This window comes from Musicola paradisiaca NCPPB 2511, assembly GCF_000400505.1.
In the GTDB taxonomy this organism is placed as follows: Bacteria; Pseudomonadota; Gammaproteobacteria; order Enterobacterales; family Enterobacteriaceae; genus Musicola; species Musicola paradisiaca.
This window is the reverse complement of sequence record NZ_CM001857.1, coordinates 362,992-389,987: the sequence shown is the minus strand read 5'-3', so window position 1 is coordinate 389,987 and position 26,996 is coordinate 362,992. Positions and strand designations below refer to the sequence as shown.

23 protein-coding genes and 1 pseudogene are annotated in these 26,996 nt (G+C 54.6%); 8 read left to right on the top strand and 16 right to left on the bottom strand.

The genetic code is table 11. The features are described from left to right. Nucleotides 1-302 precede the first annotated feature (302 nt). The 13 genes from DPA2511_RS01765 to pilM all read right to left on the bottom strand — a co-directional run bounded on the left by DPA2511_RS01765 (nucleotide 303) and on the right by pilM (nucleotide 11,894). The gene (locus DPA2511_RS01765; RefSeq protein WP_012763983.1) at nucleotides 303-1,457 is read right to left on the bottom strand and encodes a mandelate racemase family protein; all 1,155 of its coding nucleotides are present in this window, start codon (nucleotides 1,455-1,457) and stop codon (nucleotides 303-305) included. A gap of 249 nt (nucleotides 1,458-1,706) precedes the next feature. After that, nucleotides 1,707-2,711 (bottom strand): tryptophan--tRNA ligase, encoded by a 1,005-nt coding sequence (gene trpS / locus DPA2511_RS01760; protein ID WP_012763982.1) that lies wholly within the window; start codon nucleotides 2,709-2,711, stop codon nucleotides 1,707-1,709. Next, nucleotides 2,708-3,409, bottom strand: a complete 702-nt coding sequence (locus tag DPA2511_RS01755; RefSeq protein WP_012763981.1) for a phosphoglycolate phosphatase — start codon at nucleotides 3,407-3,409, stop codon at nucleotides 2,708-2,710. The genes trpS and DPA2511_RS01755 overlap by 4 nt, the downstream gene beginning before the upstream one ends. Beyond that, on the bottom strand, nucleotides 3,402-4,079 hold the full coding sequence (gene rpe / locus DPA2511_RS01750; protein WP_012763980.1) for a ribulose-phosphate 3-epimerase: 678 nt from the start codon (nucleotides 4,077-4,079) through the stop codon (nucleotides 3,402-3,404). Before rpe ends, DPA2511_RS01755 begins: the two co-directional genes overlap by 8 nt. Before the next feature lie 123 nt (nucleotides 4,080-4,202). After that, nucleotides 4,203-5,018: an adenine-specific DNA-methyltransferase gene (dam, locus tag DPA2511_RS01745; protein WP_012763979.1), complete on the bottom strand. Its 816-nt coding sequence runs from the start codon at nucleotides 5,016-5,018 to the stop codon at nucleotides 4,203-4,205. A 77-nt stretch (nucleotides 5,019-5,095) separates the two neighbouring features. Next, nucleotides 5,096-6,145 carry an SPOR domain-containing protein gene (locus DPA2511_RS01740; RefSeq protein WP_012763978.1) on the bottom strand — a complete coding sequence of 350 codons (1,050 nt, stop codon included), beginning with the start codon at nucleotides 6,143-6,145 and terminating at the stop codon, nucleotides 5,096-5,098. Between the two features lie 132 nt (nucleotides 6,146-6,277). Next, the gene (aroB, locus tag DPA2511_RS01735) at nucleotides 6,278-7,363 is read right to left on the bottom strand and encodes a 3-dehydroquinate synthase (RefSeq protein WP_012763977.1); all 1,086 of its coding nucleotides are present in this window, start codon (nucleotides 7,361-7,363) and stop codon (nucleotides 6,278-6,280) included. A 53-nt stretch (nucleotides 7,364-7,416) separates the two neighbouring features. Then, the gene (gene aroK / locus DPA2511_RS01730; RefSeq protein WP_023638105.1) at nucleotides 7,417-7,938 is read right to left on the bottom strand and encodes a shikimate kinase AroK; all 522 of its coding nucleotides are present in this window, start codon (nucleotides 7,936-7,938) and stop codon (nucleotides 7,417-7,419) included. A gap of 328 nt (nucleotides 7,939-8,266) precedes the next feature. Beyond that, nucleotides 8,267-9,538: a DNA uptake porin HofQ gene (gene hofQ, locus DPA2511_RS01725; protein ID WP_153247125.1), complete on the bottom strand. Its 1,272-nt coding sequence runs from the start codon at nucleotides 9,536-9,538 to the stop codon at nucleotides 8,267-8,269. A gap of 19 nt (nucleotides 9,539-9,557) precedes the next feature. Beyond that, entirely contained in the window at nucleotides 9,558-9,929 is a 372-nt protein-coding gene (locus DPA2511_RS20890; RefSeq protein ID WP_012763974.1) for a HofP DNA utilization family protein, read from the bottom strand. Continuing rightward, nucleotides 9,926-10,486, bottom strand: a complete 561-nt coding sequence (locus DPA2511_RS22310; protein WP_012763973.1) for a hypothetical protein — start codon at nucleotides 10,484-10,486, stop codon at nucleotides 9,926-9,928. Before DPA2511_RS22310 ends, DPA2511_RS20890 begins: the two co-directional genes overlap by 4 nt. Next, the gene (locus DPA2511_RS01710; protein ID WP_012763972.1) at nucleotides 10,483-11,043 is read right to left on the bottom strand and encodes a PilN domain-containing protein; all 561 of its coding nucleotides are present in this window, start codon (nucleotides 11,041-11,043) and stop codon (nucleotides 10,483-10,485) included. Before DPA2511_RS01710 ends, DPA2511_RS22310 begins: the two co-directional genes overlap by 4 nt. Beyond that, nucleotides 11,043-11,894, bottom strand: coding sequence for a type IV pilus biogenesis protein PilM (gene pilM, locus DPA2511_RS01705; protein ID WP_012763971.1), 852 nt, complete (start codon nucleotides 11,892-11,894; stop codon nucleotides 11,043-11,045). The genes DPA2511_RS01710 and pilM overlap by 1 nt, the downstream gene beginning before the upstream one ends. 117 nt (nucleotides 11,895-12,011) lie before the next feature. On the opposite strand from pilM, the gene mrcA reads away from it, so the two are divergent. Beyond that, entirely contained in the window at nucleotides 12,012-14,567 is a 2,556-nt protein-coding gene (gene mrcA, locus DPA2511_RS01700; RefSeq protein WP_012763970.1) for a peptidoglycan glycosyltransferase/peptidoglycan DD-transpeptidase MrcA, read from the top strand. 74 nt (nucleotides 14,568-14,641) lie between these two features. Here mrcA and nudE read toward each other — a convergent pair whose 3' ends face one another. Further along, on the bottom strand, nucleotides 14,642-15,196 hold the full coding sequence (gene nudE, locus DPA2511_RS01695) for an ADP compounds hydrolase NudE (RefSeq protein WP_012763969.1): 555 nt from the start codon (nucleotides 15,194-15,196) through the stop codon (nucleotides 14,642-14,644). 431 nt (nucleotides 15,197-15,627) lie between these two features. Between nudE and DPA2511_RS01685 the strand changes: the two genes are divergently transcribed. From DPA2511_RS01685 to pckA, 5 genes and pseudogenes are all read left to right on the top strand, one after another. Then, nucleotides 15,628-17,772, top strand: a complete 2,145-nt coding sequence (locus DPA2511_RS01685) for an IgaA/UmoB family intracellular growth attenuator (RefSeq protein WP_012763968.1) — start codon at nucleotides 15,628-15,630, stop codon at nucleotides 17,770-17,772. An 88-nt stretch (nucleotides 17,773-17,860) separates the two neighbouring features. Then, nucleotides 17,861-18,538, top strand: coding sequence for a GMP/IMP nucleotidase (gene yrfG, locus DPA2511_RS01680; protein WP_012763967.1), 678 nt, complete (start codon nucleotides 17,861-17,863; stop codon nucleotides 18,536-18,538). Between the two features lie 10 nt (nucleotides 18,539-18,548). Continuing rightward, nucleotides 18,549-18,962, top strand: coding sequence for a ribosome-associated heat shock protein Hsp15 (gene hslR, locus DPA2511_RS01675; protein WP_012763966.1), 414 nt, complete (start codon nucleotides 18,549-18,551; stop codon nucleotides 18,960-18,962). A gap of 26 nt (nucleotides 18,963-18,988) precedes the next feature. Further along, complete coding sequence (gene hslO, locus DPA2511_RS01670) at nucleotides 18,989-19,861, top strand: Hsp33 family molecular chaperone HslO (protein WP_012763965.1); 873 nt, start codon at nucleotides 18,989-18,991, stop codon at nucleotides 19,859-19,861. Between the two features lie 270 nt (nucleotides 19,862-20,131). After that, nucleotides 20,132-21,750: pseudogene (pckA, locus tag DPA2511_RS20880) on the top strand (phosphoenolpyruvate carboxykinase (ATP)). Nucleotides 21,751-21,953: 203 nt separating this feature from the next. Here the strand turns inward: pckA and envZ are convergent. Both envZ and ompR read right to left on the bottom strand, forming a co-directional pair. Continuing rightward, entirely contained in the window at nucleotides 21,954-23,312 is a 1,359-nt protein-coding gene (envZ, locus tag DPA2511_RS01660; protein ID WP_012763963.1) for a two-component system sensor histidine kinase EnvZ, read from the bottom strand. Continuing rightward, nucleotides 23,309-24,028: an osmolarity response regulator transcription factor OmpR gene (ompR, locus tag DPA2511_RS01655; RefSeq protein ID WP_012763962.1), complete on the bottom strand. Its 720-nt coding sequence runs from the start codon at nucleotides 24,026-24,028 to the stop codon at nucleotides 23,309-23,311. Before ompR ends, envZ begins: the two co-directional genes overlap by 4 nt. Nucleotides 24,029-24,301: 273 nt before the next feature. Between ompR and greB the strand changes: the two genes are divergently transcribed. Beyond that, nucleotides 24,302-24,784, top strand: a complete 483-nt coding sequence (greB, locus tag DPA2511_RS01650; RefSeq protein ID WP_012763961.1) for a transcription elongation factor GreB — start codon at nucleotides 24,302-24,304, stop codon at nucleotides 24,782-24,784. Nucleotides 24,785-24,927: 143 nt separating this feature from the next. Beyond that, nucleotides 24,928-26,916: an LTA synthase family protein gene (locus tag DPA2511_RS01645; RefSeq protein WP_012763960.1), complete on the top strand. Its 1,989-nt coding sequence runs from the start codon at nucleotides 24,928-24,930 to the stop codon at nucleotides 26,914-26,916. Nucleotides 26,917-26,996 lie beyond the last annotated feature (80 nt).

Genomic DNA, 26,996 nt, shown 5'->3' with positions numbered 1-26,996 from the left:
ATGATTTTAAATAGCGATCTCTTCCTGCGCTACCTATTTACTTTTTTTTACCCATAATTCTCGGTCGCGCTCAATAAAAAAGCACTAATTGCGCGCCATTTTTACAATCGCAGATGTTGCGATTCCCTACTTCACGACGTTTCGTTGCGTAACCACGCGCGGGCGAATGTCTTTATAGCAACGGCTACTGGGGAAATCCCGGGAATTAAGAAAGACTGGAAAGAAAACCAATCAGATACAGCCAACTGGCGTGGAGGACTTCCCCGGCGGATTACCGGGGAATCAGGCAGGCTAGCTCACATTCATGCTTTGCTTATGGTATGAGCGTCAATCCACGCGAAGTTGATGTCTTCACCTAAACCAGGGGCTTGCGGCAAATGAACAAACCCATTTTCATCCATCGGATCAACCAGCGCGTTCAGGTATGCGGCCGGCTCGTCATAGTTCAGGAATGGATGCAGCAGACCACGTTCGTACCAGCGGCAATTTTTGATCGCACCGACCACCGCCAGGTTCGCCGCGCCGTTGCCATGAATTTCGCAGTCCATCCCGAAAGACTCCGCCAGATGCGCCACTTTCACACAGGGAGCTATCCCGCCAACGCCCTGCACGCCGGCACGTAAGATATCGCAGGCGCCTTCCTTCACCCAGTCGGCGCGGCTGAAGTATTTGCCGCCCAGGCTTTCCGGCCCAATCACGTCAATCTCAAGGTTTTTGCTGAGCCAACTGTAGGAAGCCATGCTTTGCTCCTCCATCGGCTCTTCAAACCAGGTGAAGTTCAGCTTCTGCAACTCCCGGCCGATATAGAGCGCATCGCTGCGGCTATACCAGTGATATCCATCCAGCATCAGGCAGATATCAGGCCCGACCGCTTCGCGCACGGCGGCGCAAGCTTTGACGTCCATTTTCGGGCTGGGCGCGAAAGAAACCGGCGGCATCCAGGTGTGCAGCTTGATGGCTTTATAGCCGCGCTGTACCAGTTTTTCAGCAAACAACCCATACTCTTCCGGCGTCGACAGCCCTCCAGACAGTTCATCGCCGCACATGGTGCTGCCATAGGCGGGAACCTTGTCGCGATACCCTCCCAATAATTGATAAACCGGGACATTCAGTTTACGGCCAATCAGATCCCACAATGCCTGTTCGACAATCGCCAACGCCCGATCCGTCAGTTGATGCGCGCTGCCGCGCTGCCAGTGCACCAGATCCTGCCAGAGGCGTTCACGCTGGAAAGGATCCTGCCCAATCAACACTTTACGGAAAAATGCATTCACGACGTAAGGCCGGACAACTTCCACCGGTGAAAACGCATACCCTTTGCTGCCCTCATCTGCCGTAATGGTCAGCAACGCCATAGATGCCTGGTGTTCATCGCCTGGATGAGAATGCCCAGCGCTATCAGAAACCCGACGTGTAGGATAGGTGAAGACGGTGACATCAATAGATTCTATTTTCACGTTAATACCTGCCTGAATGATGGTTTTTCTCAATGAACATTAGCGACACAAAACACAGTAACATTTTTAATAAAATGGTGTTTTATTTATTATCAAGAAGCATAAAGGGCACGTCATCAGGCAATTTGTGCATTTTCAAGAAAATATAGCGTGATAAATTGTGCAATAGACCACATCACAACGTATTGTAAAAACAACAAAGCCCTGTAGCCTCACGGCATACAGGGCTTTTTTATTGCGACGGGCGCATCAAGGGCGGGCAACGAACCCAACGACGTCATACACCTTACGCAGCGTTTCCTGAGCACGGGCGCCGGCTTTGGCTGCGCCGTCACGCATCACCTGCTGCAGGAAGGCTTCGTCATTGCGGAAACGGTAATAACGCTCCTGCAATTCACTCAACATGCCCGAAACGGCATCCGCCACAGCGCCTTTCAAATGCCCGTACATCTGGCCTTCAAACGCCGTCTCCAGTTCCGCAACGGTCTGGCCGGTCACAGCAGAGAGAATATCCAGCAGGTTGGAAACCCCCGGTTTATTCTCCAGATCATAACGCACTACCGGCGGCTCATCAGAATCAGTGACCGCGCGTTTGATCTTCTTCACCACCGATTTCGGATCTTCCAGCAAACCGATCACATTGTTGCGATTGTCGTCCGACTTGGACATCTTTTTGGTCGGCTCCAGCAGCGACATGACACGGGCGCCGGACTTCGGAATAAACGGTTCGGGCACCTTGAAGATATCGCCATAAATCGAGTTGAAACGCTGCGCGACATCGCGGCTCAGCTCCAGATGCTGTTTCTGATCTTCGCCCACCGGCACTTGATTGGTCTGATACAACAGAATGTCCGCCGCCATCAGCACCGGATAATCGAACAGACCGGCGTTGATGTTTTCCGCATAACGGGCGGATTTATCCTTGAACTGGGTCATACGGCTTAATTCACCGAAATAGGTATAACAGTTCAACAACCACCCCAGCTGCGCGTGTTCCGGTACATGGGACTGAACAAAAATCGTGCTTTTTTGTGGATCAATACCGCACGCCAGATAAAGCGCCAGCGTATCCAGCGTCGCTTTTCTCAGTTGCTGCGGATCCTGACGCGCGGTAATGGCATGCTGATCCACAATGCAGTAAATGCAGTCGAACTCATCCTGCATGTTAACCCACTGACGTAACGCACCCATGTAGTTACCAATGGTCAACTCGCCGGACGGCTGTGCGCCGCTAAATACAATGGGCTTACTCATAATGCATCCTGATGGTTTGAAAGTGATGCCCCGACTAAGGGCAATAAATCCGCGAAACGATCGAGCACCACATCAGGGCCGCTCAGGGCGATCGCTTCACCATAGTTATATCCATACGTCATGCCGACACAAGGGCAACCTGCTGCCTGGGAGGCCTGTATATCATTGCGCGAGTCGCCGACAAACAGCAACTCGTTTGCCCGCAGCCCCAGTTTTCCCATTACCAGGTAGAGCGGCGCCGGATGCGGTTTTTTCTGCGGCACATCATCGCCGCCGACGATCAGCGAAAAGTAATGACCGATACCCAGCACCTCCAGCAACGGCGCAACAAACGGCGTCGGTTTGTTCGTCACCACCGCCAGCGGTACGCCCTGAGCAGACAATGCAGCCAGCGTTTCCTCTACGTCGGGAAACAGGCTGCTGCCGCTGTCGACCGTTCGAGCGTAATACTTATCGAACAGTGAACGAGTATCCTGAATCAGCCGCGTCGTTATCTCTCCGCCAGCCCAACGCAAGGCGCGTTCCACCAGCACATCCGCACCGTTGCCGATCCAGGTGATCACCCGCGCTTCTCCCGCCGGAGTGAGCGCCATGGCGCGTAATGCCATATCGACCGCGTCGGCCAGCCCCGGCGCACTATTCACCAACGTACCGTCAAGATCGAACGCTATACCGCGAATCGACGTCAAATCAGCCATGAGACACCTTCGCCAGTTCCTGTCGCATACGCGCAATCACCGCCTGATAATCCGGTTGACCAAAAATGGCGGAGCCAGCAACAAACATATCCGCACCCGCTGCCGCGATGTCGGCAATGTTATCCACCTTCACACCGCCATCCACTTCCAGATGGATATCATAACCACCGTCGTCAATCCGTCTGCGCACCTGGCGCAGTTTGTCCAACGTAGCGGGAATGAAGGATTGCCCGCCGAATCCGGGGTTGACGGACATCAGCAAAATAATGTCCAGCTTGTCCATCACATAGTCGAGGTAACTCAGTGGCGTCGCCGGGTTAAATACCAACCCGGCTTTGCAACCGTTATCTCTGATGAGCTGTAAAGTGCGGTCGACATGTTCGGATGCCTCTGGATGGAAGGTGATGAAATTGGCGCCCGCCTGGGCAAAATCGGGAATCAACCGATCTACCGGCTTCACCATCAAATGAACATCAACCGGGGCCGTTATGCCATAGTCGCGCAGCGACTTGAGCACCAGAGGCCCGATGGTCAGGTTTGGAACATAGTGGTTATCCATTACATCAAAATGAACCACATCCGCTCCCGCCTTCAGCGCTTTCTCAGTGTCTTCGCCAAGCCTTGCGAAATCGGCAGACAAAATAGACGGAGCAATCAAAAACGGTTTCATTCGCTTCTCCAAACTCGTTGAGTCCGCGCTGCCGGGCCTGGCGACCACATAACGACACTCCCGAACAGCAGCTGTTTTCCAGGGGCATCAGTTGCCCATCGGCAGTGGATTTGACTCCACGACCTAACAGTATAAGGCCAGCAGCTCATTCACTTTGCTGCGCCCGGTAATATTACGACTGATGGTTCGACGCGCTCTGACCACATACAGCGAGGAAGCATCCTGATACCACTCACGTGTCAGCAACGTGTCATGATTGGATATCAATACCGGGATCCGGCTTTCCGCCGACAGCCTTAACGCCAGCCGCGCCAGATTCAGTTGATCCTGATTATTGAAATTATTGGTGTGGTAAGCCGTAAAATTGGCCGTTGCCGACAGCGGCGCATAAGGTGGATCGCAATACACCACCGAACCGGCCGCCGCGTTGATCAATGTCTGATGATAATGTTCGCAGACGAAAGTGGCATTCTGGGCTTTTTCCGCAAACCAGTGTAATTCCTCTTCCGGAAAATAAGGCTTTTTATAACGGCCAAATGGTACGTTGAATTCGCCCCGCATGTTGTAACGGCATAAGCCGTTATAGCAATGACGATTGAGGTACAAAAATAGCAACGCCCGTCGATACGCATGTGTGCAAATATTGAACTCGTCCCGTAATAAATAAAACGCATCCGGGGTATTTACGCGATCAATAAAAAGCTGACGGGCATCGCCAATAAATTCGTCCGTTTCATTTTTGACGATGTTATAGAGATTGATGAGATCACTATTAATATCGGCCAAAATATAGTGGCTATAGTCGGTATTGAGAAACACAGAGCCCGCACCGACAAAGGGCTCGATGAGGCACTCTCCCGCTGGCAAATATCGGCGAATCTCTTCTACCAGCGGATATTTCCCACCAGCCCATTTTAAGAAAGCGCGGTTTTTCTTCATGCCGTCGTTAATTACTCATACATTGCAGAGCCGCGGATTGTACTCTGTTTCAGACAGCACATCAGGGCCAATTGAAGTTATTTGGTTAAGTCCTGCTTCACCTGGCGGATTGGCTTGACCCACGGTTTTTTCGCCTGTACATCGGCAGGCAACGATGCAATGGCACGCTTGGCGTCATCGGATGACGCATACACGCCATTCACCAATACATACCAGGGCTTACCATCACGTTTCGTTTCATACACCCAGTAGTTTGCTAACCGCTGGTCGCGAGCATAGGCCTTCAGGGACTCCTCCCGGGAAGCGCTACTCAGTTGCAGCGTGAAAGCGCTAACAGGCGCACTCTGAATTGAGCCGCCGTGACCACTGGCAGCAACAGTCGCCGGTTTAGATACTGCAGCAGGCTTGCTGGCAGGAGCCGGTGTAATCGCCGTCGTCGGCATTTTATGAACATTGTCAACAACATGCCGGGATGTTTCTTTATCGGCTTTGATTTCCGCCGGTTTAGTCGGTTGCCGCATCGTTGGCGATTTATCCATCGATTGAGTATGCCCTTTCCCCGTCGGAACGACGGTGGCTGGAGCGGTTGGCAAACCGGATATAGCGCCATCCCCCATCGCCCCTTGGGACAATGCATTCACTCGATCCTGCTGTTGAGGCTGGGAGAGCGCGTCCGTAATATTGCCGGGCAATTCGATACGTTGTTGGTTGCCATTCGGGCTCGACGGCACGGCTTGCGTCGGCGAACTGGAGATAGGCTGGCCACTGAGCGACTGCGGATCGGCAGCACTCTGATTGCCGGAAGGTACTGACGTAGTCTGGGCAGGGGCGGTCGGCGGCGGCAGCGAACCGCTTTGTTGGCTCTGGGTCATGGAGGATGACAAATCGATATTTTTCGCCGCGCCTGACTGTTGCGTCGGGCCTTGTCCTGGGGACTGTAGGGCAGAACCAATACCGACGATAAGCAGCAGCAATACCACAATACCAATACCGATCATGGTATGTTGCCGGGACAACGACACGCTGGGCATCGAAAAGCCTGCGCTTCTGTTTCTGCTCTGCGGGCGCGTCGGCCGACGATCGCTGGCATCCGGCTTCAATTCTTCTTCCGGATTGAACTCATCCATTTATACCCTCCAACTGAAAGGCCAGTTTCCGCTGACATTTTACGCAACGGAAGACTAAATCATAAGGCATTGTATTTTAAACGTAAACCATCACAGTCCCTCGACTGTGATTTATCTGGGTGGGGGCTGGCGTCAGGGGAGACAATCTGCTATCGACGCCAGAACCAGCTCATGCGGCACGCCGCCACGCATTTCTGACCGTCCAATCGCCGTAGGGAGCACCAAACGCAGTTCGCCCGCCAGAACTTTTTTATCTCTCATCATATGGGGAAGATAGGATTCCGGCGCCATTTCCGCAGGCCCAGTCACCGGTAGACCCGCGCGCAGCAACAACGAGGCGACACGTTCGATATCTTCGACGCTAAACTGACCGAGCCGATGCGCAGTATGGGACGCCATCATCATGCCCGCCGCGACAGCTTCGCCGTGCAGCCAATTGCCATAACCCATTTCCGCTTCAATAGCATGCCCGTAAGTATGGCCCAGATTCAGCAATGCGCGCAGCCCAGATTCACGTTCATCCGCAGCGACAACGTCAGCTTTCAGTTCGCAACAACGACGGATACAGTAAGCCAAAGGCCCTTCCTTCAACGCACGCACCTCTTCAATATGCCCTTCCAGCCATTCAAAGAAAGCGCGATCGAGAATAATCCCATACTTGATGACTTCCGCCAGACCAGAAGACAACTCGCGAGCGGGCAACGTTTTTAGGCAGTTGATATCGATAACGACGGATGCAGGCTGATAGAACGCGCCGATCATATTTTTGCCCAGCGGATGGTTTACCGCCGTCTTGCCGCCGACGGAGGAATCCACCTGAGACAACAGTGTCGTGGGAACCTGAATGAAACGCACGCCCCGCTGATAACAGGCCGCAGCAAAGCCGGTAAGATCGCCAATCACGCCGCCACCCAGCGCTATCAGAGTAGTATCACGACCATGGGGCTTCTCCAGCAGCGCAGAAAACACCTGTTCCATAACCGCCAGCGATTTGTACTGCTCGCCATCCGGCAGAATCACCTGATCAACGCGAATACCGCCTTTTTCCAGCACGCTGCGCACAGTATCCAGGTAGAGAGGCGCCAGTGTTTCATTCGTCACCAGCATCGCCTGATCGCCGGTTTTCAACGGCATAAAAGAACCCGGCTCCTGGAAGAGTCCGGCTGCTATCGTAATGGGGTAGCTGCGCTCCCCAAGAGTGACGGTAATTCTTTCCATGCACGTTCCATGATCGTTCGGAAAACCTGCGACAAGCAGGTATTGTTAAAAAATCAGTTGTTTTCCAGCATGCTGATGATCTGGTTGGCAACTACCTTGGCGCTTTGTTCATCGGTGCGAATAGTGACATCGGCAATCTCTTCGTATAATGGATTACGCTCTCTTGCCAATGCTTCAAGGACTTCGCGTGGAGGGTTTTCTACCTGAAGTAACGGGCGTTTTTTATCCCGTTGCGTGCGAGCCAGTTGCTTTTCGATTGTGGTCTCCAGATAGACCACCACGCCCCGCGCGGAAAGACGATTGCGGGTCTCGCGTGATTTCACCGAGCCACCGCCTGTAGCCAAAACAATTCCTTGTTTTTCCGTCAGCTCATTAATAATTTTCTCTTCGCGCTCGCGGAAACCTTCTTCGCCTTCTAAATCGAATACCCAGCCAACATCAGCCCCGGTACGTCGCTCAATTTCTTGATCGGAGTCGAAGAATTCCATGTTGAGCTGCTGAGCTAACTGACGGCCAATAGTGCTTTTGCCGGCACCCATGGGCCCAACAAGAAAGATATTGCGTTTCTCTGCCATTTTTTTGGTATTACTAAGAAATTCGTTAATGATAACCCGCCCCGCCATAGAACCTGCGGCGGAACCTAAACTGAAACCTCATGAGCGATAGTGCGAGAATCAGACAAAAAATTATCTCAATACTCTGGGTAGTTTGGCAACCGAATAAAATGCCACACGAACCAAGCGGCGGTAAACCATATGCGCTATCAACACCGGGAAGGGACACGCCCGTCGCCAGGTGGCCAATTGGCTACCCTTGTATGCTAAAACCGGGGCATCGTCAAACCATGAAGAACACGATTTAACGAAAAACATTGAGATACCAGAGAAATCGGCAACCGTCGTGTCAGGGCTGTTTCGTCGGCAACGAAGCTTGAATCAACGTCGGCGTGATAAAAATCACCAGTTCTCGTCGTGTATTCTGCCGGTCACTGCTGCTGAATAATCGACCGATACCCGGCAACGCCCCCAGTCCAGGAACTTTCCGCTCAGTCCTGTTCTTTTGCTGCTGAAAAATGCCGCCAAGAACAATGGTCTCCCCATCCTTTACCGTAACCTGCGTCTGGATTTCCTGTTTATCAATCGCCAGCATTTCCCCCTCGCCCTGCTTGATAGAACGCCCTGGCATATTCTGACTAATCAGTAAATTCAGGGTAATAAACCCACCCTGCAAAATTCTGGGGGTGACTTCCATCCCCAGCACCGCCTCTTTGAACTCAATCGATGTGGAACCACTGGCGCCGCTGGAAACCTGATAAGGAATTTCGGTTCCCTGCTTGATACTGGCGGTTTGCTGATGCGCGGTGAACAGACGGGGGCTGGCGATAATTTCCACTTCATCTTCTTGCTCCAGCGCCATGAGTTCGAGATCCAGCAATCGTCCGTTAAGACGAGCAAGATGAAAACCGGCGTTCACGGTCGGCGTTTCCACAGGCAGGTTGATGTTGAAGTTGTTCATCCTTAGCGCCTGTTTCGTTGCATCGCCAGCATCCAGCCCCCAGTTCACACCCAGCGCCTTGAGATGCTCGCTGCTGATGGTGACAATGTGTGCCGCCAGTTGAACCTGAGCGAGGGGCTTGTCCAATACGTCCAGCCACGAACGGATCTGCTCCAGCGCGGAGGAGACATCCCGAACAATCAGAGTATTGGTGCGTTTATCCACGGTGACGCTGCCGCGTTCGGTCAGCAAGGTGCCCCGCTGACTCTGCAAACTGGCGGCCACTTCCGTTGATTCCGCATGCCGCAAGGTCACGGACAAATTCAGTAACGCCTGCTGCTGCTGTTTCCGTTCATCCTCCTCAGCCTGTTGCAGGCGAAGCATTTCAAGATGTTCTCGTGGGTAGACCATCAGAACGCGCCCTTCCCGTTCCAGCGTGAGATCCCCCATACGCAAAATAATATCCAACGCCTGCCGCCACGGTACGCGCTCAAGAGTCAGACTCACATTCCCCTCCACGCCCGGTGCGATCACCAGATTCAGCTGCTGATGCTCAGCCAACGCCTGCAAAACCCGTTGTACCGGCACATCATCGAACGCCAGCGAAACAGGCGTCTCTGCGTTAGCCCACGTATCAGCGCACTGCGCCGCCATGACCAGCGTCATACCGTATATGAACATCCCTTTCATCGTTGTATCCCTATTCCGCGTTTTTTTGCCCAGTTTCATCGATGCTGTGCTGCAACGGTGCTACCAGATAGACATCTTCATTTTTACAGGCAGCATCCCCGCCCTCGGGACGAAAGACACCGCCCTGACGCCCGAGTTGCACGACCCGCCATCCTTCGGGTTGCAGCACATCTCCCAGCCGAATGCGACGCCACGCTTGTTGCGGCTGTTCCAGCCAGCCGCTCCAACGCAATCCATCGCCAATAACGCCTTTTAACCGCCATGATGCGGCCGACTCCTGTTCGCACGCCCGGCTCGCTATAGGCTGAAACGGATCACGCCACTCCGTCGCTTGTGCCCCTGCCAGTAGAAACCCGCAGGCAGCCCCCCAAAGCAACCTCATACCGACCGCTCCGGGCTATCGGGCACTGGCGCTGACAACAGCACCTCAACACGTAATTCATGCTGCATCTTACTGATATGCAGGTGCTCAACGCGCAATGCACCGGGAATGGCATCCATGCTCCGTAAAAAACGTAAAACGCCTTCATAACCGCCCGCAAAGACCAACAACCAGCCGGATGTCACTCCCGACGCATTCTCGACGTCCCGAGACTGCCAACTCACCAGGCTAACGCCGGCGTCGCGTAATGACTGCTCCACAAGCGCCACCACCACCTCCGTCGTTAGCGTGCGTCCGGATACCGAATATTCATCCCGCTGTCGCCGCAGGTCGCTAATCGCAGGCATCGCAATCAGCTTTTGCCGCCATTCGGCAATTTGTCGCATGCCCTCCTCCTGCTGCTGCCGTAGTTCGCGCAATTGATTACGTTCATGGGCCGCCAACAGGATGCCAAAAACGATGGATAACGCCATTACACCCAGCGTTTGTACCGGCAGGGAAACCCGTAACGGTACATGCAGCCAGCGGGAAAACCGTAAAAGAACCCCTTCGATCATGGCTGTCTCTCCGCATCGGTTACAGGTTTCCAGTAAAGGCGCAACGAGAATTGCAGCCTGGATGCATCGCTGTGGTCTCGTTGTGCCTCCTGCAACTCAGCCACTGTAAATACGGGTAATCCGGCAAGTCTTTTCGAAAATTCGACCACAGAAGAATAGTGATTACTCACTCCGGATAATCGTATCGCCGCATTGCTGTCACTGACCGATGTCAACCAAATGACATCGGGGATAACGCGGGGAAGCTGTTCCAGCAACGTAAGATAACGCTGGTTCCGCTGCTGATTCTGACGTTTTTGATCCAACAAAGCCTGCTGGGCGAGCACTTGCCGACGAAGATCAGCGGCCTGAAGGGACAGCCCGGCATACTGTCGTTGTCCATCCGAGATCTGCACGATCAGTTGCCGCAATACATGTTGCTGCTGGCGAAACTGCAACCGCATGGCGAATAACACGATCGATGTCGCCGCAAACTGTATGACCAGTGCGCACACGAGCCGGCGCATACGATATTGCCGCCGCGACTGACGCCAGGGGAGAAGATTGGTCATCGGCATCAGACATCCTCCGGTCTGATGGCCAACCCGCCAGCGATAACGAATGCCGAAGGGAACGCCGGTAAAGGAGGCTGCTGCTGACTAAACGCCGGCAAGGGCGACCACAGCGTGAAAGACGATGAGGCCTCCGGCAGAAAATCAGGAGCAGAGGTGCTCAGATATATTGGCTCAGAAGCCATAGGCTCATAGTGAGCACTAACATACGATAACAATGCGGAGAAGTCCGCAGCGTCATCCACATGCACCGTCCCAAAAGCCAGCGGCGCATTCAGCGACGATATCCATAGCCAGCGATCTTCAAAACGGTGCACCAGCATATTGTCAGAGGCCAGCCCTGCCTGGTGCGCCATACAACGTAGAGCGCAAGGCGTGATATCCACGGCATCCAGCTGTAACCCGGCGTGTCGAAAACAGTCCAACCAAAGAGCCAGCTCAGCCTTACGCGCTGCGGTCACTAGCACAGAATCGGCAACAGCAGGATCGATGCGGTAATCAAAAATCAGAGCGTCGCTGCTGACGGGCAGTTTCTTTGCCGCCATTTTTTCGATGTACCACCCTCGCTCAGGCTCCCGCAGCCGGCCATCTGGTTCGGAAAGTCGCTGTTGCAACACCCGGTCAGCGGGGAAAGCCAGCCGGAGCGACACATAATGCGGCAATTCGCGTTTCCACCGCTGCAGAACCGCACATAACGCCGCCGGATTATGTAAGCTGCCGCCGCGCAGCGTGTCGCCCGGCAAAGGCAACTGCCACCACTGCCGCAGTTGCCAGCCGTGGCGTCGACGCTGTACCGCCAGCGCACGCAAAACACCGTTTTGGACATCCATGCCAATCTGCCAGACGGGATAAGCCATAATCGTTCGATCTCCTTATCGTTTAGCAAAAGAACGTATCCACCTTGCTGGCTTACCTTTATACTAGCGCCCGTCTGTCTATAAACTATTCAAACGCTACTGAATGGAAAATCCCAGGTGAAGTTCGTAAAGTATTTACTCATCCTTGCAGTAAGTTGCATTCTGCTGGGAACCGCCTCGCTCTATGGCCTTTATCGCTATATTGAGCCTCAACTACCCGATGTCGCGACGCTGAAAGATGTTCGTCTGCAAACACCGATGCAGGTCTACACCGCCGATGGCGAGCTGATCGCCCAGTTCGGCGAAAAGCGCCGCATCCCGCTAAAACTCGATCAGATCCCGCCAGTGATGGTACGGGCGTTTATCGCCACAGAGGACAGTCGTTTCTACGAGCACCACGGTATCGATCCGCAGGGCATCATTCGCGCCACGATGATCGCATTGACGTCCGGCCACGCTTCGCAAGGTGCCAGCACCATTACCCAACAGTTGGCGCGCAATTTTTTCCTCAGCCCGGAAAAAACGCTGCTGCGTAAAATAAAAGAGGTTTTTCTGGCGGTTCGCATCGAACAGATGATGACCAAAGATGAAATTCTCGAACTCTATCTGAACAAGATTTATCTGGGGTATCGCGCCTACGGCGTCGGCGCCGCTGCACAGGTTTATTTCGGCCGGACGATCGACCAGTTGACGCTGGGTGAAATGGCGATGATCGCGGGCTTGCCCAAAGCGCCGTCGACATTTAACCCGCTCTATTCCTACGACCGCGCAATTGCCCGCCGCAATGTGGTATTGGCCCGTATGCTGGATGAAAATTACATCACCCAGGCGCAATACGATCAGGCCCGCAATGAAAAACTCAATGCGGACTACCATGCTCCGGAAGTCGCATTTTCCGCGCCTTATATGGCGGAGATGGTACGGCAGGAAATGGTGAAACGTTATGGTGAAGATGCCTATAACGATGGGTACAAGGTCTACACCACCATTACCCGCAAGCTACAGCAGGCTGCGGATGAAGCTGTCCGCAACAATGTGATGGCTTACGACATGCGCCATGGCTATCGCGGCCCGGATCAGGAATTGTGGAAACCGCGCACCGCAGCCTGGCCGCAGGACAAGATCACCGAAGCGTTGAAAAAACTGCCAACCTACGGGCCGCTAATGCCGGCGGCAGTGCTTGATGCTACCGCTGATAAGGCGCATGCCATGCTGCCGAGCGGCGAGAAGATCGAGCTGACGTTGGCGGGTGTGCGTTGGGCGCGAGCCTATCGCTCCGATACCGAACAAGGCCCGACCCCCAAACGTGTCATGGACGTGCTGGATGCCGGCCAACAGATTTGGGTACGTAAAGTCGACAAAGAGTGGTGGCTGGGACAAGTACCGGACGTCAACTCTGCGCTGGTGTCCGTCAATCCTACCAACGGCGCCATACTGGCACTGGTCGGCGGGTTCGATTTCAGCCAGAGCAAATTCAATCGCGCTACCCAGGCGCTGCGTCAGGTCGGCTCCAACATCAAGCCATTCCTTTATACCGCCGCGATGGATAAAGGCCTGACGCTGGCGACCATACTGAATGATGCCCCAATCACCCGTTGGGATCCCGGTGCCGGCTCCGACTGGAGTCCCAAAAACTCGCCGCCGGTTTATGACGGCCCGATTCGTTTGCGTCAAGGTTTGGGACAGTCGAAAAACGTGGTGATGGTGCGTGCGATGCGCGCCATGGGCGTCGATTACGCCGCAGACTATCTGGAGCGTTTTGGTTTCCCGGAGCAGAACATCGTCCATACGGAATCTCTGGCGTTGGGCGCCGCGTCCTTCACGCCATTGCAGGTCGTTCGCGGTTATGCCGTTATGGCGAATGGCGGTTATCTGATCGACCCTTACTTCATCAGCAAGATCGAGAATGAAGCGGGGGCTACGGTATTCAGCGCCAGCCCGAAAATTGTCTGCGATACCTGCAACCTACCGGTGATCTACGGCGAGACGCAGCGATCTGCCGTGCTGTCCGACGACAGTATGGAAAATGTGGCCACCTCGCAGGAAAATCCGGTGCAAACCGCGCCGCAGGCTGACCCGATCACACCATCTGAGGTTGCCAGACAGGCAAATCAGTCTTATGCGCCGCATGTAATCAGCACGCCGTTAGCATTCCTCATTAAGGACGCGCTCAACAGTAACGTGTTCGGCGAACCCGGCTGGATGGGGACAGGTTGGCGGGCAGGCAAAGTGCTGCAACGACATGATATCGGCGGCAAAACCGGGACAACCAATAACTCGAAAGATGCCTGGTTCTCCGGCTATGGGCCCAACATCGTGGCATCGGTATGGATCGGCTTCGATGACCACCGCCGCGATCTGGGCCGTTCGTCCGTTTCCGGCGTCATCCGCGATCAGATCTCAGGTTATGAGGGCGGCGCTAAAACGGCGGAACCGGCTTGGGACGACTTCATGAAAGTTGCGCTGGCCGGCCTCCCTGAACAGAAGACACCGACACCGCCGGGAGTGGTCAGCGTAGTGATCGATCGCAGTAGCGGCAAACTCTCTGATGGCGGGGGTAACAGCCGTCAGGAGTATTTCATCGACGGCACTCAGCCAACGGAAAAAGCAGTCCACGATGCCGGTACGACATTATTCAATACCAGCAGTGGTCAGGCGGAAGAGTTGTTCTGACAGACGGAAGTCAGCAAAAAGGCGCATTCGCGCCTTTTTGTTTTGCTACTTTGTTTTTCTACCAGGGGACATGGTTAGTCATCCCGGCTGAGCCGCTGTTGGGCCAAAAATAGCGCGCTAACGTTGCGAGCCTCGCGAAAATCAGGCTCTTGCAGCAAAGTCATCATGTCCCGCAACGGCCAGCGAACCTGTTGTAACGGTTCCGGCTCATCCCCTTCAAGCTGTTGGGGATAAAGACCCCGGGCTATCACCACATTCATTGTGCTGGAAAAGTAAGACGGCGCCATGGTTAGGGTGGATAACAGCTCGAACTGCTCTGCACCGAACCCGGCTTCTTCCATCAGTTCGCGATTAGCCGCTTCAAACACCGTTTCACCCGGGTCAATCAATCCCTTCGGGAAGCCCAACTCATACTGTTCAATACCCACCGCATATTCACGAATCAGCAATAATTCGTCATCAATGACCGGAACTATCATGACCGCTTCGCGGCCGGATGGCCGCATGCGTTCAAACACCCGGCGAGCGCCATTGCTGAACTCCAGATCAACGGACTCCACGTCGAAAAGACGCGAACGGGCAACCGTCTCAACCTTAAGAATCCTGGGTTTTTGCAGGTTATTATTCATCGTAGCCCCTAAGTAAGGAAACGCTCCGGCATCCGGCTATGCACCTAATGAAAACCACGGAAAGCCGCACAATCGTTCACCTTCCTCACACTATGTTTAATCTTTTACATTGTGCGTTAACATTAACGATTGCCGCAACGTCATCATGATAATTTTACATAACAGCAACAAAGACCATACATTAGTTTTTTTATAAATAATCCGCATTTTTGATTTCCTAAAAACGGAAACCGCCCCCATCTTAAAAATTCGGATTATCCTCATTCCTGATAAAAGTCTTGATTGTTATCATCATGTGTTCCACAGATAATCGTGGGTGAATTCAGTCAGTAAAGGCCACTAACAAAGTTGTATGGATTAACACAAAACGTGCATTTCTGTTAGTATCCGAGCATAACAGAGGGAGCCTTACGCTGTTGGATGGCAATAATATGAGCACAATACTCATCATATTGGCTGTATTGTTTACCACTCTGATCGCGATAGGGGCGTTCATTGGCTATCGCATGCATCGTCGTACTATTTTTGCCAAACGTTTACCAACTACACCTGCGGGGCATCGCCAACTGACCCCGGAAGAGTGTATTGCCGTTGAACATTATCTGGATATGAACGTCCAGAATCGTGCGTCCTCAGCATTCCCCTCTCCGGCTCCATGCCGTCCCCGTCTGCTGCAAAACAGCCGGGTTTATCAGATATCCCACAGCATCAACCGTTACGGATTGGGCACCGATGCGCCCAATCAATGGCGCTATTTCATCGATACACAGGAAATTTATCTTCCCGCTCAGTGGGAACAGTACATCGCGCAGGATAATCAGATCGAACTGATAAAAACCCGTTCTATTCCACTCGTGATCTCGCTGAATGGTCATTCGTTGTCTGAACTCGTCGACAATCTCCATACCACAGCAGGGCGCGACATCCCTGGCGATCGCGCATCCATCAGCGCTGAACAGCACGAGCACACCGAACTGGTTTCCATCCGTAAGGAGACGCAGGAAGAGCACGCGATACACCGTTCCCGCGGCATCAGGGACGCCAGCTTGCTGGGATTGGCATTCCTGCTGCTGGTTTTTAGTCTGAACAGCCCGATAACTATCCTGCCTTGGTTGGCGGGCACAGCGCTCCTTATCGCCATCTGGTGCTGCTGGCAGTTGTTCCGCCCGCCGCTGTCGCGGGAATTGCGAGACGTACATTGCCTGAATGGCACCCCGCAATGCCTGGGATTATTCAGCGATATGGGGCAAACCCCGCTCAAAAACGTCTCACTCGGCAATATCGATCTGATCTATCCGCCACACTGGCAACCTTATATCGGCTACGATCTCGGTAAAAAAACGGATGTTGATATCTATCTCAATCGGCAGGTGGTAAGGCAGGGCAAATATCTGTCGCTGCATAACGAAGTGAAATTCTTCCCGCTGCAACACTGGGGACGCAATCTGGTGCTCGCGTGCGGCTCCCTGATAAGTCTGCTCCTGCTGTTGGTATACATACCGCTCGACCTTCCCCTGAAATTGAGCATGGCCTGGATGCAAGGCGTTGAGAATATTCATGTGTCACAGGTTGACGAGCTGGAGCGTATGACGCTTCATATCGGCGATAAACTGCAGATTCAGGGTTCCGGCATGTGTTACGTGCCGCCGCTCAATCACGATACGCCGGCGCCGAAATCGTCTTCGTTCTCGCCGTTCGACTGTTCGGCCATTTACTGGAACAAGGCAGCCCCCCTGCCATTGCCGGAATCTGAGATTATCGATAAGACCATCGCGTTGAAAAAAACCCTGAACGATCAGTTACACCCGCCGGCGAACAATGACAGTTCGGTGAATTCACCGCTTGCCAACACCATTCAGAAATCGGGCATGATCCTGCTGAATGATTTCTCGGATATCGTATTGAAAACCGATGCGCTCTGTGAAAAAGACGACGATTGTGTACGCCTCAAAAACGCACTGGTAAATCTTGGAAACGCGAAAAACTGGGACATGTTGGTTAAACGCGCACGCACCGGCGCGCTGAAAGGCACCAGCGTCATACTCCGCCCGGTCAGCGCCGAGTCGCTGGAGTCTCTGGTCAATAATGCGGCGGACAGCTTCTACGGCCGGGAAATCAGCGCCGCCACCAACTCATTGAACAGCCCGTCGCCGGGTGGTTTCCTGATTCGTAGCGACGAGGGCCGGCAATTCGTGACCCATCCCTTGCCGGGCACGCCACTACGTGATTTTCCGCCTCAGGAACAGTGGCAGGAGCTGCAACGGCTGTCCTCGTTGTTGCTACGCACACCATTCTCAGCCAATGGCGTAATCACCCAGATTAGCGTTGATGCCAATGGTACCCGCCATCTCTCGCTGCACAGCGAACCCGACGCCGTCACGTTATGGCGTTCGTTGGGCAGTTGCCTGCTGTTGTTGATGTTCGGCGTCATTGTGGTGCTCAACCTGGCGCTGATCATCATCAAATATCGACGCGGCCAGCAACGCATCGCCAATATTCAGCAATATTATGCCCGTCATCTGGCACCAGAAGCGCCAGCCTCCGCCGTCGTTTACGGCAACACGATTCACTCTTAGGCGGCACCCTGCGAATATGCTACCCTGACGCGCGTTGTCTGCCGTCATGCCGGTCTTTCTGGATGACGGCATTTTTTCAGGAGTGCGTATGAGTTCCGAACTAAACTGGAGTGAAATCGACACCGTCCTGCTGGACATGGACGGCACCTTGATCGACCTGGCGTTCGACAGCTATTTCTGGCTGCAACTGGTGCCGCAGACCCTCAGTCACCGGCGGGGCATCAGCCTGGAACAGGCACACCAGTTGGTTGAACGGGAGTATCATGCCGTGCAGCATACGCTGAACTGGTACAGCCTGGATTACTGGAGCAAACAGCTAGAGCTCGATATTTACCAGATGACCAGCGATATCGGTCATCGCGCCAGTTTGCGTCAGGATACCGCGCCCTTTCTCAATGCATTGCGCACCCGCGGTAAAAAAACCATCCTGCTGACCAATGCCCATCCCCATAGCCTGTCAGTCAAGGTGGAACATACCGGACTGGATCAATACCTTGATTTACTGCTTTCCACCCATACTTACGGATATCCGAAAGAAGATCAGCGGTTATGGCATGCCGTTCAAGCTCAAACCGGTTTTAACCCGGCCCGGACGCTGTTTGTAGACGACAGCGAACCGATTCTGGATGCCGCTAAAACCTTCGGTATTCGTTATTGCCTGGGCGTTAGCAACCCAGATTCCACCAGCCGGAAAGAAAAACAGTTCTTCCAGCACCCGTCAATGAACGATTACCGGGGGCTCTTGCCGGCGCTTGGTCAACCCTAACGGAGGCTTCATGAGCAAAAAGCCCGAATCTGATGACGATCACGCGGTTCGTCTGGATAAATGGCTGTGGGCTGCCCGGTTTTACAAAACCCGCGCTATCGCCCGGGAAATGGTGGACGGCGGGAAAGTGCATTACAACGGCCAGCGCAGCAAGCCAAGCAAGCTGGTCGAGCTGGATGCCGAGATCACGCTGCGGCAGGGAAACGACGCACGAACGGTTATCGTATGCGCCATCAGCGATCAACGGCGATCCGCGCAGGAGGCGCAAACCCTGTATCAGGAAACGCCGGCCAGCATCGAAAAGCGAGAGAAACTGGCGCTGGCCAGAAAACTGAATGCGTTATCCATGCCGCATCCGGATCGACGCCCGGATAAAAAAGAGCGCCGGGATCTGATTAAATTTAAATACAGCGACACCGAATAAACCGGTGCCGACGCGAGAGAACCATTATGGCCAATCATGACCAATTACATCGTTATCTGTTCGAAAACTACGCCGTGCGCGGCGAGCTGGCGACAGTCAGCGAAACATTCCAGCATATGCTGGCTAATCACGACTACCCGGCAGCCGTAAAAACCTTGCTGGGAGAACTGCTGGTCGCTACCAGTCTGCTGACCGCCACGTTGAAATTCAGCGGCGACATTACCGTTCAGGTACAAGGCGACGGCCCGCTAAAACTGGCGGTCATCAACGGCAACCACCAGCAGCAAATGCGCGGCGTCGCCCGCCTGCAAGGCGAGGTAACACAGGGCAGTTCGCTGCGGGAGATGGTGGGCAACGGTTATCTGGTGATCACTATCACGCCGACCGAAGGCGAACGTTATCAGGGGGTGGTCGGTCTGGACGGCGACACTCTCGCCGCTTGTCTGGAAAACTACTTCCAGCAATCCGAACAACTGCCGACGCGGCTATTCATTCGCACCGGCGAGCACGAAGGCAAGAGCTGTGCGGCAGGTATGTTGCTGCAGGTGCTGCCGTCGCAGCAGGGCAGCCGCGACGATTTCGACCACCTCGCGCAACTCACCGCCACCGTCAAAGGTGAAGAGCTGTTTGGGCTGGCGGCCAATGACGTGCTCTATCGTCTATACCATCAGGAGAGCGTCACACTGTATGAACCGCAACCGGTCGAATTTCAGTGTCACTGTTCTCGGGAACGTTGTGCCGATGCGCTGATGACACTGGCGGAAAGCGAAATCCAGGAGATTCTGGAGCAGGACGGGCAGATCGATATGCACTGCGACTATTGCGGCAGTCACTACCTGTTCAGTCAGTCTGACATCGCGGCGCTGCGTCAGGCGCGCCCGACACAAACCCTGCACTAATCCGCGCACTCTGGCGCGTCGGTTCAGCGCCCACGTATGTTGCAACAGAAGCGAGGCATTCTCCGGTAGCCTCGCTTCTGCTTTTTCTCCACCACGGGAGCGGGCGCCATCCATTTCGTACACAAAACGACCACATGATTACTTTCCATTCACATGGATAAGCAAAGTTATTAATGAATTTATTTAATTTTATGATTGTATGCGTGGTTAAAATAAGCTCGTCCCTTACACTTGTTAACAGCATGATTATAACAATCGAGGAGTAGCAATATGCAGATTACCGACATTCGGCCAGAAGCATTGTTGGTTTATGGCATTCATGATGTCCGTGAAATTGTCTACAACCCAAGCTACGATTTGCTTTTTGAAGAAGAAACATCCCCTGCCCTGCAAGGTTATGAACGCGGCGTCGAAACCCGTCTGGGTGCCGTTGCCGTAGACACCGGTATATTCACCGGTCGTTCGCCGAAGGATAAGTATATCGTTCGTGATGACGTCACCCGGAACACCGTCTGGTGGTCCGATCAAGGCAAAGGCAAGAACGACAACCACCCGCTCAGCCAGGAAACCTGGCAGCACCTCAAGCAGCGGGTTACTCAACAACTGTCGGGCAAACGTTTGTTTGTGGTGGACACATTCTGCGGCGCCAACGCTGATTCCAGGCTGAAAGTCCGGTTCATCACTGAAGTCGCCTGGCAGGCGCACTTTGTGAAAAACATGTTCATCCGGCCGAGCGATGAAGAACTGCAAAGCTTCGAACCCGATTTCATCGTGATGAACGGCGCCAAATGCACCAACCCGCAATGGCAGGAACAGGGGCTGAATTCCGAGAATTTCGTCGCGTTCAACCTGACCGAACGGATCCAGCTCATCGGCGGAACCTGGTACGGCGGCGAGATGAAGAAAGGGATGTTCTCCATCATGAACTACCTGCTGCCGTTGAAGGGCATTGCCTCCATGCATTGCTCCGCCAACGTGGGCGAGAAAGGCGATGTCGCGGTCTTCTTCGGGTTGTCCGGCACGGGCAAAACCACATTGTCCACCGATCCGAAACGTCAGTTGATTGGCGACGACGAACACGGTTGGGATGACGACGGCGTATTCAACTTCGAAGGCGGTTGCTATGCCAAAACCATCAACCTGTCCGCCGAAGCAGAACCGGATATCTATCACGCTATTCGTCGCGATGCGCTGCTGGAAAACGTCACGGTACTGACTGACGGCACTGTGGATTTCAGCGATGGCTCCAGGACGGAAACACTCGCGTGTCATACCCGATCTATCACATTGATAACATTGTGAAGCCGGTATCCAAGGCCGGGCACGCCACCCGCGTAATCTTCCTGACCGCCGACGCATTCGGCGTGCTGCCGCCAGTATCCCGCCTGACGTCCGATCAGACCCAATACCATTTCCTGTCCGGCTTCACCGCCAAACTGGCAGGCACCGAGCGCGGTATCACCGAGCCGACGCCCACCTTCTCCGCCTGCTTCGGCGCGGCTTTCCTCTCGCTGCACCCGACCCAGTACGCCGAAGTGTTGGTCAAACGGATGCAGGCCGCCGGCGCGAAAGCCTATCTGGTCAATACCGGCTGGAACGGCACCGGTAAACGTATTTCCATCAAGGATACGCGCGGCATCATCGACGCCATTCTGGACGGCAGCATTGACGACGCGGAAACCACCGAGTTGCCGATCTTCAACCTGGCGATCCCGACATCACTGCCGGGCGTCGATCCGGCCATTCTGGATCCCCGCGATACCTATGCCGATCCGGCGCAATGGCAAAGCAAAGCAGAAGATCTGGCCCAGCGTTTTGTCGCCAATTTCGACAAATACACTGACACGCCGGCCGGTGCCGCTCTGGTGAGCGCAGGCCCGCAGCGATAAGCACGCAAGAACCGCCAGCGACATCAACGGCAAGGGCGTTCCTCTCGGGGAACGCCCTTCACTTCAAACTGATGGCAAACCTGGCAGCCTTCATCAAACGGTGATGGGCCTGGAAGAGCAACGCGTTCGCGCTGACAAAGACGTACTGGCAGCGCCTTTACGAACTATTCATTATTGCCGCTTGCCGCGCGTTGTCAGCAACCTTACCCGCCCTTTTTCGCAGCAACCGCCACCGGGGATGAAAAGGTCAACGGCAAGTAAGCTCGAATTCTCAAGCCGCCGCGTTCACTGGTGCCGATATCCAGCGAACCGTTATGGGCATCCACGATACGCTGCACAATCGCCAGCCCCAACCCGGTGCCGCTGGTACTACGGGCACTGTCGCCGCGCACAAACGGTTGAAACAGATGTTTGAGTTGCAAAGGATCGATGCCGGGGCCGTCATCCTCAACCTGAAACCAGGCCCGTTGCAACTCCCGACCACTACTGACACGGATCCACCCGTTACCGTAGCGGGTGGCATTCACCACCAGATTCAACGCGGCGCGCTTGATGGACAACGGACTGATCCTCACCGTCAGTTCACCATCGGCAAACTGACTGTCAATGACCCGCTCATAGCCGCTTTCCGCCGCCACAACCTCACCCAAAATCGAATTCAAATCCGCGACTTCCATCTGCATTTCCTGCCCGGTTCGCAGATAATCGATAAACTGCTCGATAATGGCGTTGCACTCTTCAATATCCTTATTGATCGATTCCGCCAGATAGTCGTCTTCCTTGCTCATCATCTCCGTCGCCAGGCGGATGCGCGTCAACGGCGTGCGCAGATCATGGCTGACGCCGGCCATCAGTAAAGTACGATCATCCGCCAACAGCTTGACCCCGGCAGCCATATGGTTGAAAGCTCGCGTCACCGAACGAACCTCCGAGGCGCCGTATTCACGCAGCGGCGGCGGAATAATGCCTCTGCCGACCTGGGTCGCCGCATGTTCCAGCTCCACCAATGGCCGGTTCTGCACCCGGATGAACAACCAGGCGCCGCCTATCACCAGCAACATAATCGCCAGGGTATACCGGAACAGCGGTGAAAAATCGCCCTGATGGATTTCCGTCAACGGTACGCGCACCCAAATATCCGGCGACAACCAGGTCTTCAGCCATACCACCGGCGTATTTTTGCTGACTTCGACCCGCACTTCCGTCGGGCCGCCCAGTTGCTGCGCCATTTGTTGACTCAGAAATTTATAGTGCTGCGCCCAGCGCAAACCGCTCTCCTCCGCCGCCGCGTTGGTGTACAGAGAAATGCCCAGCTCACGGTAGATTTCCCGACGAAAGGCGGGGGGAACTTCGAGCGTGGAGCCATCCTCCAACTGCAGCTTGTCGGTCATCAGCATTCTGACCTCGTAGGCCAGAACCTTATTGAATTGCTGCAAGCTGGGCAGGATGGCGAAATTGAGCACCACCAGATAGGTGGTGACCAGACTGACAAACAGCAGTGTAACAATCAGCAACAGCGTGCGGGCGAAGGCGCTGCGCGGAGAGAAGCGCCATCGAATCATGCTTTACTGCCGTCAGGCACAAACACGTATCCCAGACCCCACACGGTTTGGATATAACGCGGATGCGCTGGATCTTCTTCCACCATACGGCGCAGTCGGGAGATCTGCACGTCAATGGAGCGTTCCATCGCGCTGTATTCACGACCGCGCGCCAGATTCATCAGCTTATCGCGGGATAAGGGTTCACGCGGATGGCTGACCAACGCCTTCAATACGGCGAACTCGCCGCTGGTCAACGGCATCGGCTCATCGTCACGGAACATTTCGCGCGTCCCCAGATTCAGTTTGAACTTGCCGAACGAAATGATGGCTTCTTCCTGAGACGGCGCGCCCGGCAGTTCGTTGGCCTGACGACGCAACACCGCCCGAATGCGGGCCAACAGTTCCCGCGGATTGAACGGTTTGGGAATGTAGTCATCCGCACCGATTTCCAGCCCGACGATACGGTCTACTTCTTCCCCTTTCGCCGTCACCATAATGATCGGCATCGGGTTGCTCTGGCTGCGCAAACGACGGCAAATGGACAACCCATCTTCGCCCGGCAGCATCAGGTCAAGCACCATCAGATGGAAAGACTCGCGCGTCAGTAAACGATCCATCTGTTCGGCATTGGCTACGCTGCGTACCTGAAAACCCTGTTCGGTCAGATAACGTTCCAACAGCGCGCGCAGGCGCATATCGTCATCCACTACCAGAATTTTATAATTCTCTTGCATCTCTAACTCTCCAAAGGCGTAAATCGCCGCCGAACCGACCGTCAGCAAGTGCCCGCGATAGCGACGCGGCTCACGCTGATATTGTTCAGAAACCGACAGCGAACGGACAGTCGTTTCTGGTATATATTCTAAGCAAAATTGTTACAAAGGATATAAAAATACGTTGTAATCAAACGTTTCCTTTGTTCAACACCGCCGGTCATGCCATAAATGGCAGCATATCCGCTATCTTATCCCTGTACCCATAAAACCACCGCGATTCCAGTACCGAATATGAAGACTGATTTGATCACCCGCGAAGGCTACGAAGCCCTACATCAGGAACTCAACTACCTGTGGAAAGAACGTCGTCCCGAAATTACCGAAAAAGTCGCCTGGGCCGCCAGCCTGGGCGATCGCAGCGAAAATGCCGACTATCTCTACAATAAACGGCTGTTGCGTGAAATCGACCGCCGGGTTCGTTATTTGCGAAAGCGTCTGCAAATCGTACGGGTCGTGGACTACTCGCCCCAACAGGAAGGCAAAGTGTTTTTCGGCGCCTGGGTGGAAGTGGAAAACGAAGCGGGCGACATCAAACGCTTTCGTATCGTCGGCCCCGACGAAATCTACGGCCGTAAAGACTACATCTCCATCGATGCGCCGATGGCGCGCGCCTTGTTGAAAAAAACGGTCGATGAAGACGTCGTCGTCAATACCCCGGCAGGGCCACGGGTGTGGTACGTCAATAAAATCGACTACCGCAATCCCATGGTGTGATCCTCCCTACCGCCGTCGTCCGGACGGCGGTGCGAACGCCTACCATTCATATTTTCTTCATCTTAGCGACACTTTACTGAGATTTTTCTGTCATAGCACCGTAGCATTCCGCTCCTGACGAGATGTAGAGAATAAAAACAAATATGTATCAACAGCGTACCCGTATCTTTTTGAGAACCTTGTGGTGGCAGGTTTTGCTGCTGAGTCTACTGCTTTCGGGCGCCCGGCTGACCATGTTTCAGGTATTCGCCGACAAGCAGCAATTGCAACAATATGATGCGGCGGTGAAGCTGATGTGGCTCACCGGACTGCGTTACGATTTACGCGCCGTGTCCATCATTCTGGCGCCGTTACTGGTCATCGGTTTGCTGCTGGGGCTGCATCGCGCCGGATGGCGCTGGCTGCAACGCCTGACGCCCGGGTACCTTGGCGTTAGCGCCTTACTGGTCAGCGCCATCGCCATCATCAACTACTTCTACTACCAGACGTACCATACCTACATCGATATCTTCGCGTTCGGGTTGATCGATGACGGCCCAAGCGCCGTATTAAGGAACATCTGGCAAGACTACCCGGTTGTTATCTCGTTATTACTGGTGTCGCTGTGCGCCTGGTGCGCCTCCCGGCTGGGCAAACGCATACTGCGGACACCCCCGCCATCGGGCATGCTGTCCACAACCACATTTATTGTCTATCTGCTCATCAGTCTGCTGCTGTTCTTCGCCATGATCCGCGGCAGCATGAGCACCTTCCCGCTACGGCGCAACGATTCGCAAATCTCTTCCGTCACTATTCTGAACAAACTGGCGCCCAACGGCCTGATGGCTTCGGCGTGGGCGATTGGCGATCGGGACGATGATATCCGCTTCGAGCCGGTAACGCGCACGGCGGGAGAACAGTTGCGCCATCAAAGCGGGTTGCCGACGCTGGACGCCCGCACGCCGGATAATCCCTGGCTGGCGGCGCACCGCCCCAACGTCGTCGTCGCGCTGATGGAAAGCATGGGCAGCAACATGCTGGTTTATGACCGTCTGCCGGATAACGACATGTTGGGCGCTCTGCGGCCGCACTTCGCGTCGGACTTTGTGTTCCGCCGTTTCGTGTCCGAAGGCAACGGCACCGCGCCGTCATTTGCCGCATTGTTTTTCCACAGCCCGATTCAGAATCTCAGCCACTCATCCGCACAGTACACCGCGTTGGACGACACCCCTTACGCCACCTACAAAAAAGCGGGCTACAAGGTGATTTTCATCACCCCCGGCAGCGGTATGTGGCGTAATTTCGGCAACTATCTGCCCCGGCTGGGCGTTGACGAAATCTACGATCAAAGCTCGCTGATGGAGCGCTACCCGGAGTCACGCGCCATGCTGACCGACTGGGGCGTACCGGACGAATTCGCGTTTCGTCTGGCGCAAAAACTGCTGGCGGAAGCCCGCCAGCCGCTGTTCATCAGCATCCTGACCGTGACCAACCATCCGCCCTACCAGGTCCCCGCCAGTTATCGCCCGCAGCCGGTGCGCGCCGGGCCGGAGATGATGGCGCACGCGGAAGTCGGCCAGCAAGAGCAGGAGTCCATCGCCGCGACCTACCAGTACGCCACCAATGCGCTGGGCGATTTCATTGCCGCCGTCAAAGCCTCCTCCATGGGCGAATCGACGCTGATCGCCGCCACCGGCGATCACCAGATGCGCCGGCTAAAAGCCCAGTACCCGCACGAACAGTTCCTCGACCGTGCCGTGCCGTTCTATCTGTACATACCGAAAACCATTCTGGCGCAGACCGCCTGGCGTTTTGACGCTTCTCGCCCCGGTTCGCACAAAGACATCTTCCCGACGCTCTACGCCTACAGCCTGTCCGATACGCCCTATTACGCGCTGGGCGGGCGCAACATGCTGGCGCCGCAGGATGATGCGACGCGCGCGTTTGGTTACAACCAGGTGTTATGGATCGACGAACAAGGGATTACGCCTATCGGCAGCGGCGGACGCTACCCCTGGGATCCCGCCAACCCGATGCTGACGCAGGCCGACGCGCAACCTATCAGCGCGGAGCAACAACAGCGCACCGTCGCCTACCCGGCACTACTGCGCTGGCAGATCAACGCCCGCGAACAGGGCATCATCGACCAATAGCCGTCAGGCGGCGTCCGGCCCGATCGGACGCCGTTTTTCTTCCACGCCATGTCAGTTACGTTCAGAAAAATTTATTCCGG

Bases quoted from the DNA above. Each gene is read 5' to 3' on its own strand.
- ompR (WP_012763962.1), bottom strand. From the start codon at position 24,028: ATGCAAGAGAATTATAAAATTCTGGTAGTGGATGACGATATGCGCCTG.
- rpe (WP_012763980.1), bottom strand. From the start codon at position 4,079: ATGAAACCGTTTTTGATTGCTCCGTCTATTTTGTCTGCCGATTTCGCA.
- nudE (WP_012763969.1), bottom strand. From the start codon at position 15,196: ATGAATAATAACCTGCAAAAACCCAGGATTCTTAAGGTTGAGACGGTT.
- trpS (WP_012763982.1), bottom strand. From the start codon at position 2,711: ATGAGTAAGCCCATTGTATTTAGCGGCGCACAGCCGTCCGGCGAGTTG.
- aroK (WP_023638105.1), bottom strand. From the start codon at position 7,938: ATGGCAGAGAAACGCAATATCTTTCTTGTTGGGCCCATGGGTGCCGGC.
- pilM (WP_012763971.1), bottom strand. From the start codon at position 11,894: ATGGCTTATCCCGTCTGGCAGATTGGCATGGATGTCCAAAACGGTGTT.
- hslO (WP_012763965.1), top strand. From the start codon at position 18,989: ATGGCCAATCATGACCAATTACATCGTTATCTGTTCGAAAACTACGCC.
- DPA2511_RS01685 (WP_012763968.1), top strand. From the start codon at position 15,628: ATGAGCACAATACTCATCATATTGGCTGTATTGTTTACCACTCTGATC.
- DPA2511_RS20890 (WP_012763974.1), bottom strand. From the start codon at position 9,929: ATGAGGTTGCTTTGGGGGGCTGCCTGCGGGTTTCTACTGGCAGGGGCA.
- yrfG (WP_012763967.1), top strand. From the start codon at position 17,861: ATGAGTTCCGAACTAAACTGGAGTGAAATCGACACCGTCCTGCTGGAC.
- DPA2511_RS22310 (WP_012763973.1), bottom strand. From the start codon at position 10,486: ATGATCGAAGGGGTTCTTTTACGGTTTTCCCGCTGGCTGCATGTACCG.
- DPA2511_RS01755 (WP_012763981.1), bottom strand. From the start codon at position 3,409: ATGGCTGATTTGACGTCGATTCGCGGTATAGCGTTCGATCTTGACGGT.
- hofQ (WP_153247125.1), bottom strand. From the start codon at position 9,538: ATGTTCATATACGGTATGACGCTGGTCATGGCGGCGCAGTGCGCTGAT.
- DPA2511_RS01710 (WP_012763972.1), bottom strand. From the start codon at position 11,043: ATGCCGATGACCAATCTTCTCCCCTGGCGTCAGTCGCGGCGGCAATAT.
- greB (WP_012763961.1), top strand. From the start codon at position 24,302: ATGAAGACTGATTTGATCACCCGCGAAGGCTACGAAGCCCTACATCAG.
- hslR (WP_012763966.1), top strand. From the start codon at position 18,549: ATGAGCAAAAAGCCCGAATCTGATGACGATCACGCGGTTCGTCTGGAT.
- DPA2511_RS01645 (WP_012763960.1), top strand. From the start codon at position 24,928: ATGTATCAACAGCGTACCCGTATCTTTTTGAGAACCTTGTGGTGGCAG.
- dam (WP_012763979.1), bottom strand. From the start codon at position 5,018: ATGAAGAAAAACCGCGCTTTCTTAAAATGGGCTGGTGGGAAATATCCG.
- DPA2511_RS01740 (WP_012763978.1), bottom strand. From the start codon at position 6,145: ATGGATGAGTTCAATCCGGAAGAAGAATTGAAGCCGGATGCCAGCGAT.
- envZ (WP_012763963.1), bottom strand. From the start codon at position 23,312: ATGATTCGATGGCGCTTCTCTCCGCGCAGCGCCTTCGCCCGCACGCTG.
- aroB (WP_012763977.1), bottom strand. From the start codon at position 7,363: ATGGAAAGAATTACCGTCACTCTTGGGGAGCGCAGCTACCCCATTACG.